The sequence below is a fragment of the Vibrio hepatarius genome (assembly GCF_011806575.1).
Classification (GTDB): domain Bacteria; phylum Pseudomonadota; class Gammaproteobacteria; order Enterobacterales; family Vibrionaceae; genus Vibrio; species Vibrio hepatarius_A.
This window is the reverse complement of sequence record NZ_JAATOO010000005.1, coordinates 80,844-94,342: the sequence shown is the minus strand read 5'-3', so window position 1 is coordinate 94,342 and position 13,499 is coordinate 80,844. Positions and strand designations below refer to the sequence as shown.

Sequence of the window (13,499 nt, the reverse complement as noted above, 5' to 3'; positions counted from 1 at the left end):
TTCATTGTTTGGTGTTGTTTTTGAAATTATTTGTTTTATTTCAATCGGTTAATGTTTGTTATTGATGTGTTTATTTTTTGGCACTCTTCTTGATGAATTGATTATTGAATAACTATTCATCATATGGAGATACAAAATGAACAAGATGTTCAAATTAAAGCTTGCAGCAGTGGGTACTTGTCTTGCCATGAGTTCAGGAATGGCGTTAGCGGAAGAGACGATCAAGGTGGGTGTCCTGCATTCACTCTCGGGCACGATGGCGATCAGTGAAACCACATTGAAAGATACGGTCTTGATGTTGGTTGACGAGCAAAACAAGAAGGGCGGTTTGCTCGGTAAAAAACTCGAAGCGGTTGTGGTGGATCCTGCATCGAACTGGCCTTTATTTGCAGAAAAAGCACGCGAACTGATCGAAAAAGAGAAAGTCGATGTGGTGTTTGGTGGTTGGACATCGGTATCACGTAAATCGATGCTGCCCGTATTTGAAGAGCTCAATAGCATCTTGTTCTACCCGGTTCAGTACGAAGGCGAAGAGTCGTCGAAGAACGTGTTTTATACTGGCGCTGCACCAAACCAGCAGGCGATTCCTGCGGTCGATTATTTGATGAATGAGTTAGGCATTGAACGTTGGGTACTGGCGGGGACGGACTATGTGTATCCGCGTACCACCAACAAAATCCTCGAAGCGTATTTGAAAAACAAAGGTGTCAGCGACAAAGACATCATGATCAACTACACGCCGTTCGGTCACTCTGATTGGCAATCGATTGTGTCTGATATTAAGAAATTCGGCGCGGAAGGGAAGAAAACCGCGGTGGTTTCTACCATCAACGGTGACGCCAACGTTCCATTTTATAAAGAGCTAGGCGCACAAGGTGTGTCGTCTGAAGATATTCCTGTTGTGGCGTTCTCTGTCGGTGAAGAAGAGCTGTCTGGTATGGATACCTCGCCGTTGGTCGGTCATTTGGCGGCTTGGAACTACTTTATGAGCGTGGATACCGAAGCGAACGACGAGTTTGTCGCTGCGTGGCAGAAGTTTATCGCCAGCAATAAGCGCGTTACCAACGACCCAATGGAAGCACACTACATTGGCTTTAATATGTGGGCGCAAGCGGTGACCAACGCAGGTACGACTGACCCTGAAGCGGTACAAGACGCGCTCATTGGCGTAGCAGTACCTAACCTTTCTGGCGGCTATTCCACCATGCTGCCAAACCACCACATTACCAAACCCGTCCTGATTGGTGAGATCCAAGACGATGGTCAGTTCGAAGTGGTATGGGAAACCACAGGTCTGGTCGCGGGTGACGCTTGGTCGGATTACCTACCTGAGTCTGCCAAGTTGTTCTCTAGCTGGTCTAAGCCGTTCTCTTGCGGTGCCTTCAATGTTGAAACGAGCAAATGTGCTGGTAGCAGCAACTAAGTCACCCTTCGCGCTTCTAAGCGGCATGCTTAGAAGCGCTTCCATCAATCTGTTTGGCGTTGTTCAAATAGACCAAAGGACGCATTTCATGAAACGCATTACCCAACTACTGAAAGTGGTCGTGTTCCTTGTTTTAGGGTTCAGCTTAGTAAGTGCCAATGCCGCACTGGCAAGTGTCACTGACCGCGAAACATTTACCGACGCCTTGTTAGGCAAAAGCCACACGCAAAAAGAATCAGCGATTGAGTGGTTGATCGAAAACGAGTCGAATCAGCTTTCGACACCGATTCTCACTGCCTGGTTAGAAGGCAACCTGTACTACTTTAACGACAGAAAAAGCGATTTCTACCGCTCGCTCTATATCACCAACGATGTTAAAACAGCCACGTCTATTGCCAGCGCTTGGGACGATACCGAGCTAGAGATTTCTAACCCAAGAGCGTTTAAGAAAGTTCGCGTGAACAATAAGCTGCGTGGCATATTGCGACTAGAAATTGCGTCGATGGGGCTTAAAAGCGAAGACGCACAAGTTCGCCTTAACAGTGTCAATCAGTTGTTAGGCAGTGACGATAAAGCGATCGTCAAGCGACTACGCACTCTGCAAGAGACGGAGTCAAACTCTGATGTCCAAGACTTGCTGGCCCTCGCACTCTCGATTGATGACGCTTTGTTGGCTGACGATTCCGCCACGCGCATTACCGCGATTGAACAACTCGCGACTTACAAGCAGCCCATCGTGCTGCAAACACTCAATAAAATCATAAATTCAAATCCAGAACCGCAAGTGGTTCAAGCTGCCAAAAAAGGATTAGGTAAATATCAACAAAGTGAAGCGCTTTATTCCGGCGTTGAAACGGCCTTCTTTGGCCTGAGTCTCGGTTCGGTTTTGGTGCTCGCGGGTATCGGTTTAGCGATTACTTTTGGCGTGATGGGCGTAATCAACATGGCTCATGGTGAGCTGATCATGATCGGTGCCTACACCACCTATGTGCTTCAGCAATTGATGCCAAATCAGATCGGTTTAGCGCTGATCTTGTCGATTCCGGCCGCGTTTATTGTCTCGGGCTTAGTGGGTATTGCGATAGAGCGCAGTGTGATTCGTCATTTGTACGGGCGACCGCTAGAAACCCTGCTTGCCACCTTTGGTATCAGTCTTATCTTGCAGCAAGCGGTTCGCTCTATTTTCTCTCCTTTAAACCGCTCAGTCAGCACACCGGACTGGATGTCTGGCGCATTACAAATCAACCCGATGCTGTCACTCACTTATAACCGTCTGTACATCATTCTTTTCTGCATCATGGTGTTTGCCGGTTTGTTGATGGTGTTGAAAAAGACACCGCTAGGTTTGCAAGTTCGTGCAGTCTCGCAAAACCGAGGTATGGCGCGAGTGATGGGTATCCGCTCAGAAAGGGTCGATGCGTTGACCTTTGGTTTGGGTTCAGGCGTTGCAGGTATTGCTGGTGTGGCGTTATCTCAGCTTACCAACGTTGGTCCGAATATGGGGCAGGCGTACATCATCGATTCGTTTATGGTCGTGGTGTTTGGTGGTGTCGGCAACTTATGGGGCACGCTAGTCGCAGGGCTGAGCTTAGGCCTGTTTAACAAGATCCTCGAGCCGTGGGCAGGCGCGGTACTGGCAAAAATACTGGTGCTGGTATTTATCATCCTGTTTATTCAAAAACGTCCACGCGGACTATTCCCACAACGCGGTCGAGCGGCAGAGAGCTAAGGAGAGCGGCATGCAATCTACAACAACACAATCGAAGTCCTTTGTGTTAGCCGCGATGCGTGGTGACAAAGGCGGGCAAATCACGGTGCTGCTTATTTTGGCCGCTGTGATTCTGATGCCGCTGGCCAATATGTTGCTGCCAGCGAGCAATCCACTCCATGTCGAGACGTTTACTATCTCGTTGATGGGCAAGTATCTCAGCTATGCGATGTTAGCGTTAGCGGTCGATTTGGTATGGGGTTATTTAGGCATTCTTAGCTTAGGACACGGTGCGTTTTTCGCCTTGGGTGGCTACGCGATGGGCATGTACCTGATGCGACAAATCGGTGACCGAGGCGTTTACGGTAACGCAACGCTGCCAGACTTTATGGTGTTCCTGAACTGGCAGGAATTACCGTGGTTTTGGCTCGGTTTTGACCAGTTCTGGTTCGCTTGTTTGATGGTCGTACTGGTTCCCGGTGCGCTGGCTTATGTGTTTGGTTATCTCGCGTTTCGCTCACGTGTATCCGGTGTGTATTTATCGATCATGACTCAGGCACTTACTTACGCGTTAATGTTGGCGTTTTTCCGCAATGAGATGGGCTTTGGTGGTAACAACGGTCTGACCGATTTCAAAGATATTCTCGGATTTAGTTTGCAACAAGACGCGACAAAAATCGTGCTGTTTGTGTTAACTGGTTTGGCGCTCATCGTCAGTTATATCGTGTGTCGCAGCGTGATCGGCAGTCGCTTGGGGCGCGTTTCAATGTCGATTCGCGATACCGAGTCGCGCACGCGATTTATGGGTTACGACGTTGACGGCATCAAGCTATGGATGTTTGTGCTGTCGGCGGTGATCGCGGGTATTGCTGGCGCGCTATATGTGCCGCAGGTGGGGATTATCAACCCTGGTGAATTTGCTCCGCTTAACTCGATTGAAGTCGTGGTTTGGGTGGCACTCGGCGGCAGAGCAACCCTGTTTGGCGCGATCGTCGGCGCGTTGGTGATCAACTACGCCAAGAGCTGGTTTACGGTCGAGTTTCCGGAGGTCTGGTTATTTGCCCTAGGTGGGCTGTTTGTGCTGTCGACCATGTACTTCCCGAAAGGACTGATTGGATTTATTAGCGATAAGTTCTCGACAACCAAAGTACGCAAAGAGAAAAGTACGCTCAACAAAGAGGAAGCGACCGCATGAATACCTTAACCAGTGCCAGCAGACTACGTAGTTCAGTGCAAGAGCTAACCCGTCGCGATGAGGTGTTTTCATTCCTCAAACCTGAGCGACATCCACTGATCGATACGCGACACAACATCTTGCTGTATGTCGAAGGTGTGAATAAGAGCTTTGATGGTTTCAAAGCGATCAACGACTTAAACCTCTACATCAAAAAAGGCGAACTTCGCTGCATCATTGGCCCGAATGGCGCGGGCAAAACCACCATGATGGACATCATCACCGGTAAAACCAAACCGGATACCGGTCAGGTGTGGCTGGGTTCGAACATCAACCTACTCAAAATGAACGAGTCTGAGATCGCCAACGCAGGTATCGGGCGAAAGTTCCAGAAACCGACCGTTATTGAGTGTTTGACTGTTTGGCAGAATTTGGAGTTAGCCATGTCTGGCGTCCGCAGCTTCTGGGGATCTTACGTGGCGAAAATGAGCGGCGAACAAAAAGACAAACTGGAATCGGTGCTAGAGCTTATTCATCTTAAAGATAACGCGGCATTGACCGCGGGGAACTTGTCTCACGGACAAAAGCAGTGGCTAGAAATCGGCATGCTGCTGATGCAAAACCCAACGCTGTTGCTGGTGGATGAACCAGTAGCAGGGATGACGCATCAGGAAATGGACCGTACCTCAGAGCTGCTTAACTCGCTTGCGGGTAAACACTCGGTGGTGGTGGTCGAGCACGACATGGATTTTGTCCGCTCGATCGCCAGCCATGTCACGGTGTTGCACCAAGGACACGTGCTTGCAGAAGGCACGATGGATCAAGTTCAGTCTCACCCTGAAGTTAAGCGTGTTTACCTAGGAGAATGACATGTTAGAAGTTCAAGCCATTAACCAGTCCTACGATGAAAGCCAAACCTTGTGGGACTTGGATATCTCAATTCCTGAAGGTAAATGCACCGTACTGATGGGGCGCAACGGCGTCGGTAAAACCACCATCCTCAACTGCATTATGGGCTTGGTGAAGGTGACCAGCGGCGATATCAAACTCAACGGTGAATCACTGCTTAAGCACGACGCCGAACAAAGACCACGCATGGGGATTGGCTACGTTCCGCAAGGACGACAGATCTTTCCTATGCTAACGGTGCAGGAAAACCTCGAAGTTGGACTGCCCATTCGTGAAAAGGGCAATCGCACCATTCCAGATTTTATCTTTGACCTATTTCCGGTGTTGAAAGAGATGCTGCATCGCCGAGGTGGTGATCTGTCTGGTGGTCAACAGCAACAGTTGGCGATTGGTCGCGCGTTGGTGGTGAATCCGAAATTACTCATTCTTGATGAGCCTACGGAGGGGATTCAACCCAACATAGTGCAAGAGATTGGCGACATCATCCGCATGCTCAACAAAGAGATGGGGCTGACGGTGTTGCTGGTGGAGCAAAAACTGCCTTTTGCACGAAAAGTAGGCGACCAATTCTGCATTCTTGACCGCGGAAGACGAGTAGCCGAAGGAGAAATGGGCGACCTTGATGAGCGCTTAATCAAGGAGTACTTAACCGTATGACGACTTCTGTCTCATCGACAACTGACCGAGCGCTGATTTGGGCGCTTGGTCAAACGATCACTACCCATACTCAGCAGGGCTGGCAAGCGCAGCTTGAACTTGAGTTTGCTGACCGAGGTGACAAAACCGTCTTGAAGCATCGTAAACAGTCAGGACCACTGGCGATTCAGCGCCCTTTGTACCCAGAGGGCGGCACGTGTCATACCTACTTGCTCCATCCGCCGGGGGGCGTGGTGGGTGGTGACTCATTGAATATTCAGGTCAAGGCTCGCGATGGTGCACAAGTGTTGGTGACGACACCCGGCGCGACCAAGTTTTATCGTTCGGCAGCCAAGTATTCCCATCAGCGACAAGTGCTTCACGTAGACAGTCACTCGCGACTGGAGTGGCTACCGCAGGAAAACATCTTCTTCCCCAATGCTCACACAAGATTGGATAGCCAAATTCATCTCGAAACCGGTGCACAGTTTTTGGGCTGGGAGATGCACTGCTTTGGACGTCCTGCACTAAATGAGGGATTCGACCAAGGTCACCTGATTGGCAAAACCGAGATATTTCTCGACGGAGAATGCATTCTTACCGAAGGTTTGAATCTGAATGGTGATGATAACTTTATGAAAGATAAAGGAATGTTGAATTTCCCAATGTTGGGTACGCTCTACATCACCAGCGAAGATGAAAACCTGTTTCTCTTGGTACAGGACTTGCTCCAGCAAATACAGCAACAGCCGCATAAATCGCAGTTTCTGATCGCCGTCAGTCAAATCGAGCACCTGATTGTGGTACGAGCATTGGCGCATTGGAGCGAAGACATGTTAAGCAGCTTGCAGCAGGTTTGGCAGCTAGTCAGACAGCAGTGGACGACACAACCACCGCAACCGCCCCGTATTTGGGCGACGTAAAGAGAATCAAAAACAATAAGGCAGTGACATGGAATTATCACCAAGAGAGAAGGACAAACTGCTGATTTTTTGCGCTGGAATGCTTGCGAAGCAGCGCAAAGAGAAAGGCTTAAAACTCAACTACCCAGAATCTGTCGCATACATTTCCAGTGCGATTCTAGAAGGTGCACGCGAAGGCAAAACGGTTGCCGAGCTGATGGATTTTGGTCGCACTTTATTGAGCGCCGATGACGTCATGGAAGGTGTGCCCTCAATGATCCCAGACGTACAAGTCGAAGCCACTTTTCCTGATGGAACCAAGCTGGTGACCGTCCATGAACCTATCGTGTAGAGGAAACCAATATGGCGAAATCAACAAGCAACCACACAGGCTTTGTGCCCGGACAAGTCGAAACTGCGGCGGGAAACATCGAACTCAACGTCGGTAGGGAGACCCTTTCAGTCGAGGTGCAAAATCTAGGGGACCGACCGGTGCAAATCGGCTCGCACTACCACTTTTTTGAAGTCAACGACGCGCTGAGTTTTGAGCGTGACAAAACACTGGGTTTTCGCCTCAACATTCCAGCCGGAACGGCGACTCGCTTTGAACCGGGTCAACTGCGCACGGTAGAGCTGGTCGAGTTTGCCGGTGAAAGGGAAATCTACGGCTTTCAAGGCAAAGTCATGGGTAAGTTGTAACGAGATACGTTGTAATCAACAGGGAAGAAAAATGGCGCAGATATCCAGACAAGCGTACGCAGAGATGTTCGGCCCTACGGTCGGAGACCGCGTTCGTCTAGCCGACACAGAGCTGTGGTTGGAAGTAGAGAAAGACTTCACCGTCTACGGCGATGAAGTTAAGTTTGGTGGCGGTAAAGTGATTCGAGATGGGATGGGGCAGAGTCAAAGACCTTCGGCAGAAACACCCGATCTCGTGATCACCAACGCCATCGTTTTAGATTATTGGGGTATCGTCAAAGCCGATGTGGCGATCAAAGACGGCCGTATTCAAGCCCTCGGTAAAGCGGGCAACCCGGATGTGCAGCAAGGCGTGACGATCGTTGTCGGTCCGGGCACTGAAGTGCTCGCCGGAGAAGGTTCAATTCTCACTGCGGGTGGTATTGATTCGCACATCCATTTTATTTGCCCGCAACAAATCGAAGAAGCGCTAGCGTCAGGCGTGACGACCATGATAGGTGGTGGAACGGGGCCGAATACCGGCACCAACGCAACCACATGCACGCCCGGTCCTTGGAACATGCACCGTATGTTGGAAGCGCTCGACAGCTTCCCGATGAACTTTGGTCTGCTTGGTAAAGGGAACGCCAGCCAACCAGAAGCGTTAAGAGAACAAGTCGCAGCGGGCGCGGTAGGCTTAAAGCTCCATGAAGACTGGGGCACAACGCCGGCCTCAATCGATACCTGCCTAAGCGTGGCAGATGAAATGGACGTGCAGGTCGCGATTCATACCGACACTCTCAACGAGTCGGGCTTTGTTGAATCGACGTTAGCGGCGATTGGCGATCGAGTGATCCACACCTACCACACCGAAGGGGCGGGTGGCGGTCATGCGCCCGATATTATCAAAGCGGCGGGCGTGGCGAATGTATTGCCATCCTCCACCAATCCAACTCGCCCATACACCGTCAATACGGTGGATGAGCACCTCGACATGCTGATGGTGTGCCACCACCTGTCTCCGTCAATTGCAGAAGATGTGGCGTTTGCCGAGTCAAGAATCCGCCGTGAGACCATCGCCGCTGAGGATATCTTGCATGACCTTGGTGCGTTTTCAATGATCGCCTCAGACTCCCAAGCGATGGGGCGTGTCGGCGAAGTGATTACTCGCACTTGGCAGACCGCGCACAAGATGAAAGTACAGCGTGGCAGTTTGAAAGAAGACTCAAGCTACAGTGATAACTTCAGGCTTAAGCGTTACATCGCCAAATACACCATTAACCCTGCGATTACCCACGGGATGGCACATGAGATCGGTTCGATTGAAGTGGGGAAACTGGCTGATTTGGTTCTTTGGAAGCCAGCGTTTTTCGGCGTAAAACCAAGTGTAATTCTTAAAGGTGGCATGATTGCGATGGCACCGATGGGTGATCCCAATGCATCAATTCCGACTCCTCAACCAGTTCATTATCGCTCTATGTTTGGCAGCTACGGTAAGGCATCAAATAACACCTCGATGCTGTTTGTTTCGCAGGCGGCAAAGGATGCAGGAATCGCTTCCGAGCTTGGCTTACAAAGTTTGATCGGCGTAGCTAAACAGTGCCGAACCATCAGCAAAGCCGACATGAAACTCAACGACTGGCAGCCGAATATTGAAGTTGACTCACAAACGTATCAGGTGCGTGCTGATGGCGAGTTATTGATTTGCGAGCCCGCCGACGTGTTGCCAATGGCTCAGCGTTATTTCTTATTTTGAGTAAAGGAACATACATGATTGAACTAACAGAAATTGTTACTGATCGGGAAGTCACGCCAAACGCCTCCTTGAGCTTGCCGATAGACAGTCGAATCAAGAGTCGCTTAAGGGTGTCACTCGACGATGGTCGCGACGCTGGGTTGTTTCTACCACGCGGCCATATCCTGCGTGGCGGAGAAAAACTCAAAAGCCAATGCGGCGTGATTGTTGAAGTCAAAGCGGCGGCAGAGACGGTTTCAAGCGTTTACTGTAACGACCCGCATCGACTGACGTTAGTCGCTTATCATTTGGGTAACCGACATGTTCCATTGCAGGTGGAACCGGGCTGGGTGCGTTATCAGCACGACCACGTTTTGGATGAGATGGTCAAAGGTTTGGGCGCGGAAGTGACCGTAGAACAAGCCTCCTTTGAGCCAGAAGGCGGTGCTTATGGTGGCAAAAGTGGCGGCCATCATCACCATCATTAATGCACGCAACATATTGTTTTTAAATTAATAATCAAAAATAAGAAAGGAATCTTATATGAAATCACTTTTTTCAAAGCTGTCGGTTTTCACTACTCTATTGGTTCCTGCGATTGCCAATGCGCATCCGGGACACGACTCAACCGCATTCACCAGTGGACTGACCCACCCATTCACCGGCCTTGACCATCTGATCATGTTGTTTGCTTTTGGTTTGTTAGTTGGCTGCCTGTCGACATCGCAATCTCGAAAACTGGGCTTGGTGGCGTTGTCTTTGCTGACACTGCTAGGTGGCTTAGTCGCAGGGCAGCTGTTCGGCGTTATGAATGGTGTTGAAGAAGTTATTATCGCGTCGCTTTTTGTCGTCAGTATCGCTATCTCGTTAGCGTTTTCTCAGTCGCAACGTGTGTTCAAGTTAGCCGTCGCATCGTGTGTCGCGATGATGTTCTTCCACGGCTACGCGCACGGTGTTGAAGCGAGTGGAAATACCTCTTTGTTTGCAGCAGGTATGGCGGTGGGTGCAACCATCTTGATGCTAGCGGGGAAAAAGCTCGGCTTTGTTATCGCGTCGCGTTGGTTGTCAGTTGGTGTTGCTGCTGCAAGTTCACTATTGCTGATGACGGCATAATTGATGGCTGAAAAGCAAATAGTCACTCAACCCCAAAGCGTTCAACCTTCTGACGTATCGAGTTACCGACTGTTTCAGTTGATCAGTCCCTCGTTGCCCATTGGTGGTTTCACCTATTCTCAAGGGCTTGAGTGGGCGGTTGAAGCGGGTTGGGTATCCGATAGAGCGTCAATGGAGCAATGGTTAGGCAATATGCTGTTTAACAGCGTGGCGACGCTTGAACTACCGGTTATCGATAAGCTCTACGACGCGATTCTCCGAGGTGATGAAGAACAAATTCACCAGAGCGTGAACGTGCTTTATAGCAGCCGAGAAACTAAAGAATTGCGTGCAGAAGAAAAGCAGCGAGGTATCGCACTAAACGCACTACTGGACAAGCTTGACGTGTCGGTAGCCGGTGTCGACATCGGTGCTTATCCACCCACTCAGTTATTAGGGCTTTGCATCGCCGCGGTGCATTGGAAGATCGCACCACATCAGCTTAAACAAGGTTACTTATGGAGTTGGGCAGAGAATTTGGTGATGGCGGGAGTCAAATTGGTTCCACTTGGTCAGACCGATGGCCAGATCGCATTGCTCAACATGTGCGACCAATTTGCCGCAGCGCTAGCAAAATCAGAACACATTGAGGATTGGATGATTGGCAGTTTTACTCCGTCGGTCTCCATCGCCAGCAGCCTTCACGAAACACAATATACAAGACTGTTTCGCTCCTGAGCGGGGCAGTCAAAACGGATAAATAGGAACGACAATGGAAAGTTATAAGCAGCCTCTGCGAATTGGTATTGGTGGCCCGGTTGGGTCGGGAAAAACCGCCTTATTGGAAGTGTTGTGTAAAGCGATTCGCGATAAGCTCCATATCGCGGTTGTGACCAATGACATTTACACTCAGGAAGACGCTAAGATCCTGACTCGAGCGGAAGCGCTAGAGCCCGATAGAATCATCGGTGTCGAAACCGGCGGATGTCCACACACCGCGATTCGCGAAGACGCATCAATGAATTTGGCGGCAGTAGATGAGTTAGCCAAGCGCCATAAAAACCTCGACGTGGTGTTTGTCGAAAGCGGCGGCGATAATCTCAGCGCGACGTTTAGCCCAGAGCTCGCAGATCTGACTATTTACGTGATTGATGTTGCGGAAGGGGAAAAGATCCCGCGCAAAGGTGGGCCGGGCATTACGCGCTCTGACCTATTGGTGATAAACAAAATCGACCTTGCCCCTTATGTTGGTGCGTCGCTGGAAGTCATGGAACAAGATACCCAACGTATGCGACCAACCAAGCCGTTTGTGTTTACCAATCTTAAAGAAGGTAAAGGGCTGGATACGATCATCGACTTTATCCTCACGCAAGGAATGTTGGAGTTCCACAATTAAGCGCTCTGGTTCAGCCACACCCTAAAAGTTTTAATCAAAACAACCACCTTGCAATAAGGTGGTTGTTTATTTTTAGCGTGTCAATTGACGCGGGTTTACTCTGCTAATTTGGCTAGATTTTGCGCTGAGTCGACCTGGCTGTAGCCAAACTCGAGCGCTGCCATAAACGCCGCGTGTACCAGATGTGCTGGCACATGGGTACCATTGAACTCAAGGTCCAGCGTTGCGCACGCATCGTGCGCTAAGTGACATTCATAGCCTAAATCAGCGGCGGCGCGAACGACGGCGTCAATACACATATGGCTCATCGCGCCAACGATCACTAAGCGCTCAATACCTTTTTGCTCCAATACCGCATCTAACTCAGTGGCTTTAAAGCTATTGATCTCTGATTTAACCACAACGGTTTCGCCTGATTGCGGAGTTACGCTGGCATGAATTTGTGCACCTTCAGTGTCTGGGGCGAAAAACGGCGCATCAGCGGTGGTGAATTGATGTCGAACATGGATCACCGGTAAGTTTTTCTCTCTAAATACCGACAGCAACATCGCAGCGTTTTGTGCCGCGGATTCAGTACCAGACAGTGCCCATTTAGCGCCAGAAAACGAAGAAAAATAATCATTTTGAATGTCGATTAACAGCAGTGCGGTTTTACTCATTGGTTAGTCCTTAAGTTAATGTGTTGCGTTGCATAATCATTATGACTAGTCTTGAAGGACTAACGAATGTCAAAAATGACAGATTCTATGGCAAAAGTGACAAAGCGAATTTTGGTTGAAATCATCAACTACCCTGGAGCCATGCAAAGTGCGGTGCACGGCATGCAAGAATTCTTATTGCTTGCGAATAAGCAAACGCAAGTCGATGACTCGCCAGAGTTTGTTCCTGCTATTAGTGAGCTGCCAGATTTAAGTGCAACGGACGCTGACATTGTCGTCCTGCCACCAAATATGGGCGGTGAGTATTTTTTGCACCCAGAGCAGGCGTTACTTGATTATTTGCTCGATGCGCACGCTAAAGGAGCGGTCATTTGTTCGGTATGTGCGGGCGCATTTGTTCTGGCACAGACAGGATTGTTGCGTGGCAGAACCATTACGACACATTGGCAATTGGAGCAGCAGATCGCGCGTTGCCACCCCGATGTGAATATCGATATTAATAAGATCGTGATTGATGACGTCGATATCATCACCGCAGGTGGCTTGATGTCTTGGATGGATTTGTGTTTCGCATTGGTCACGAGGTATGCGAATGCGCAAGATACCCGACAGTTAGGTAAGTATTTGGTGGTCGATACTGGCGTAAGAGACCAGCGCTACTACCAGAGCTTTTCCCCCAACTATTCGCACGGTGATGACAAGATCGCTCTGGTCCAGCGCCATATTCAAGCGAGTTACAACGATCCTTTAGATATTGATACATTGGCTACGCTCGCCTGTATGACTAGCCGCACGTTTATTCGGCATTTCTCCAAGGCGACAGGATTAACGCCGATTCACTACATCCAACGGGTGAGAATTCAAAAGGCGTGCGAATGGCTGGAAAGCAGCGCTAAATCGGTCGAGCACATCAGTTATCTGGTCGGCTATGAAGACGTGAATAGCTTTAGAAAGGTCTTTGTGAAAGCGATTGGCCTAACGCCTAGCGCGTTTCGCAGCCGCTTTGTCGCGACACAAAGCGACGCCTAAATAGGTTGCTCGCAATAGAGTAGATAAAAATACCGAAAACTCGCTAAATGGCTCTGAGAGTAGCAAAACTTTTTTCTGACCTACCTTGTTCGATGTTTGACTTTAACCTCGCTCTACGCGCCTGTTTGGTGGCTTAAAATGGCAATTTGAGCGTTTTT

Annotated in this window: 15 protein-coding genes; 14 read left to right on the top strand and 1 reads right to left on the bottom strand. The window is 49.7% G+C overall.

What is annotated here, in order from left to right; all coding sequences use genetic code 11:
- Positions 1-136 precede the first annotated feature (136 nt).
- The 13 genes from urtA (at position 137) to ureG (ending at position 11,653) form a co-directional block, all read left to right on the top strand.
- Positions 137-1,423, top strand: coding sequence for an urea ABC transporter substrate-binding protein (urtA, locus tag HCZ42_RS05320; protein WP_167419703.1), 1,287 nt, complete (start codon positions 137-139; stop codon positions 1,421-1,423).
- Between the two features lie 88 nt (positions 1,424-1,511).
- Positions 1,512-3,152: an urea ABC transporter permease subunit UrtB gene (urtB, locus tag HCZ42_RS05315; RefSeq protein ID WP_167419702.1), complete on the top strand. Its 1,641-nt coding sequence runs from the start codon at positions 1,512-1,514 to the stop codon at positions 3,150-3,152.
- A 10-nt stretch (positions 3,153-3,162) separates the two neighbouring features.
- Entirely contained in the window at positions 3,163-4,326 is a 1,164-nt protein-coding gene (gene urtC / locus HCZ42_RS05310; RefSeq protein WP_167419701.1) for an urea ABC transporter permease subunit UrtC, read from the top strand.
- On the top strand, positions 4,323-5,174 hold the full coding sequence (urtD, locus tag HCZ42_RS05305; RefSeq protein WP_167419700.1) for an urea ABC transporter ATP-binding protein UrtD: 852 nt from the start codon (positions 4,323-4,325) through the stop codon (positions 5,172-5,174). The genes urtC and urtD overlap by 4 nt, the downstream gene beginning before the upstream one ends.
- Before the next feature lies 1 nt (position 5,175).
- A complete protein-coding gene (urtE, locus tag HCZ42_RS05300) occupies positions 5,176-5,871 on the top strand; it encodes an urea ABC transporter ATP-binding subunit UrtE (RefSeq protein ID WP_167419699.1) in 696 nt (231 codons plus the stop codon).
- Positions 5,868-6,773, top strand: a complete 906-nt coding sequence (locus tag HCZ42_RS05295; RefSeq protein WP_167419698.1) for an urease accessory protein UreD — start codon at positions 5,868-5,870, stop codon at positions 6,771-6,773. The genes urtE and HCZ42_RS05295 overlap by 4 nt, the downstream gene beginning before the upstream one ends.
- Before the next feature lie 28 nt (positions 6,774-6,801).
- On the top strand, positions 6,802-7,104 hold the full coding sequence (gene ureA / locus HCZ42_RS05290; protein WP_167419697.1) for an urease subunit gamma: 303 nt from the start codon (positions 6,802-6,804) through the stop codon (positions 7,102-7,104).
- A gap of 11 nt (positions 7,105-7,115) precedes the next feature.
- On the top strand, positions 7,116-7,451 hold the full coding sequence (locus HCZ42_RS05285; protein WP_167419696.1) for an urease subunit beta: 336 nt from the start codon (positions 7,116-7,118) through the stop codon (positions 7,449-7,451).
- 31 nt (positions 7,452-7,482) lie between these two features.
- The gene (gene ureC, locus HCZ42_RS05280) at positions 7,483-9,186 is read left to right on the top strand and encodes an urease subunit alpha (RefSeq protein ID WP_167419695.1); all 1,704 of its coding nucleotides are present in this window, start codon (positions 7,483-7,485) and stop codon (positions 9,184-9,186) included.
- A gap of 14 nt (positions 9,187-9,200) precedes the next feature.
- Entirely contained in the window at positions 9,201-9,653 is a 453-nt protein-coding gene (ureE, locus tag HCZ42_RS05275) for an urease accessory protein UreE (protein WP_167419694.1), read from the top strand.
- A gap of 55 nt (positions 9,654-9,708) precedes the next feature.
- The gene (locus tag HCZ42_RS05270) at positions 9,709-10,278 is read left to right on the top strand and encodes a HupE/UreJ family protein (protein WP_167419693.1); all 570 of its coding nucleotides are present in this window, start codon (positions 9,709-9,711) and stop codon (positions 10,276-10,278) included.
- A 3-nt stretch (positions 10,279-10,281) separates the two neighbouring features.
- A complete protein-coding gene (locus HCZ42_RS05265) occupies positions 10,282-10,995 on the top strand; it encodes an urease accessory protein UreF (RefSeq protein ID WP_167419692.1) in 714 nt (237 codons plus the stop codon).
- Between the two features lie 34 nt (positions 10,996-11,029).
- A complete protein-coding gene (gene ureG, locus HCZ42_RS05260) occupies positions 11,030-11,653 on the top strand; it encodes an urease accessory protein UreG (RefSeq protein ID WP_167419691.1) in 624 nt (207 codons plus the stop codon).
- Between the two features lie 95 nt (positions 11,654-11,748).
- On the opposite strand, the gene HCZ42_RS05255 is transcribed toward ureG, so the two are convergent.
- A complete protein-coding gene (locus HCZ42_RS05255; protein ID WP_167419690.1) occupies positions 11,749-12,312 on the bottom strand; it encodes a cysteine hydrolase family protein in 564 nt (187 codons plus the stop codon).
- Positions 12,313-12,399: 87 nt separating this feature from the next.
- Between HCZ42_RS05255 and HCZ42_RS05250 the strand changes: the two genes are divergently transcribed.
- Positions 12,400-13,341 (top strand): GlxA family transcriptional regulator, encoded by a 942-nt coding sequence (locus tag HCZ42_RS05250; RefSeq protein WP_167419801.1) that lies wholly within the window; start codon positions 12,400-12,402, stop codon positions 13,339-13,341.
- Positions 13,342-13,499 lie beyond the last annotated feature (158 nt).

What these genes read in the sequence shown, in the direction of transcription:
- urtE (WP_167419699.1), top strand. Translation starts at nt 5,176, where the DNA reads ATGTTAGAAGTTCAAGCCATTAACCAGTCCTACGATGAAAGCCAAACC.
- urtD (WP_167419700.1), top strand. Translation starts at nt 4,323, where the DNA reads ATGAATACCTTAACCAGTGCCAGCAGACTACGTAGTTCAGTGCAAGAG.
- ureG (WP_167419691.1), top strand. Translation starts at nt 11,030, where the DNA reads ATGGAAAGTTATAAGCAGCCTCTGCGAATTGGTATTGGTGGCCCGGTT.
- HCZ42_RS05250 (WP_167419801.1), top strand. Translation starts at nt 12,400, where the DNA reads ATGGCAAAAGTGACAAAGCGAATTTTGGTTGAAATCATCAACTACCCT.
- ureC (WP_167419695.1), top strand. Translation starts at nt 7,483, where the DNA reads ATGGCGCAGATATCCAGACAAGCGTACGCAGAGATGTTCGGCCCTACG.
- HCZ42_RS05295 (WP_167419698.1), top strand. Translation starts at nt 5,868, where the DNA reads ATGACGACTTCTGTCTCATCGACAACTGACCGAGCGCTGATTTGGGCG.
- HCZ42_RS05270 (WP_167419693.1), top strand. Translation starts at nt 9,709, where the DNA reads ATGAAATCACTTTTTTCAAAGCTGTCGGTTTTCACTACTCTATTGGTT.
- ureA (WP_167419697.1), top strand. Translation starts at nt 6,802, where the DNA reads ATGGAATTATCACCAAGAGAGAAGGACAAACTGCTGATTTTTTGCGCT.
- ureE (WP_167419694.1), top strand. Translation starts at nt 9,201, where the DNA reads ATGATTGAACTAACAGAAATTGTTACTGATCGGGAAGTCACGCCAAAC.
- HCZ42_RS05285 (WP_167419696.1), top strand. Translation starts at nt 7,116, where the DNA reads ATGGCGAAATCAACAAGCAACCACACAGGCTTTGTGCCCGGACAAGTC.
- urtB (WP_167419702.1), top strand. Translation starts at nt 1,512, where the DNA reads ATGAAACGCATTACCCAACTACTGAAAGTGGTCGTGTTCCTTGTTTTA.
- HCZ42_RS05255 (WP_167419690.1), bottom strand. Translation starts at nt 12,312, where the DNA reads ATGAGTAAAACCGCACTGCTGTTAATCGACATTCAAAATGATTATTTT.
- HCZ42_RS05265 (WP_167419692.1), top strand. Translation starts at nt 10,282, where the DNA reads ATGGCTGAAAAGCAAATAGTCACTCAACCCCAAAGCGTTCAACCTTCT.
- urtC (WP_167419701.1), top strand. Translation starts at nt 3,163, where the DNA reads ATGCAATCTACAACAACACAATCGAAGTCCTTTGTGTTAGCCGCGATG.
- urtA (WP_167419703.1), top strand. Translation starts at nt 137, where the DNA reads ATGAACAAGATGTTCAAATTAAAGCTTGCAGCAGTGGGTACTTGTCTT.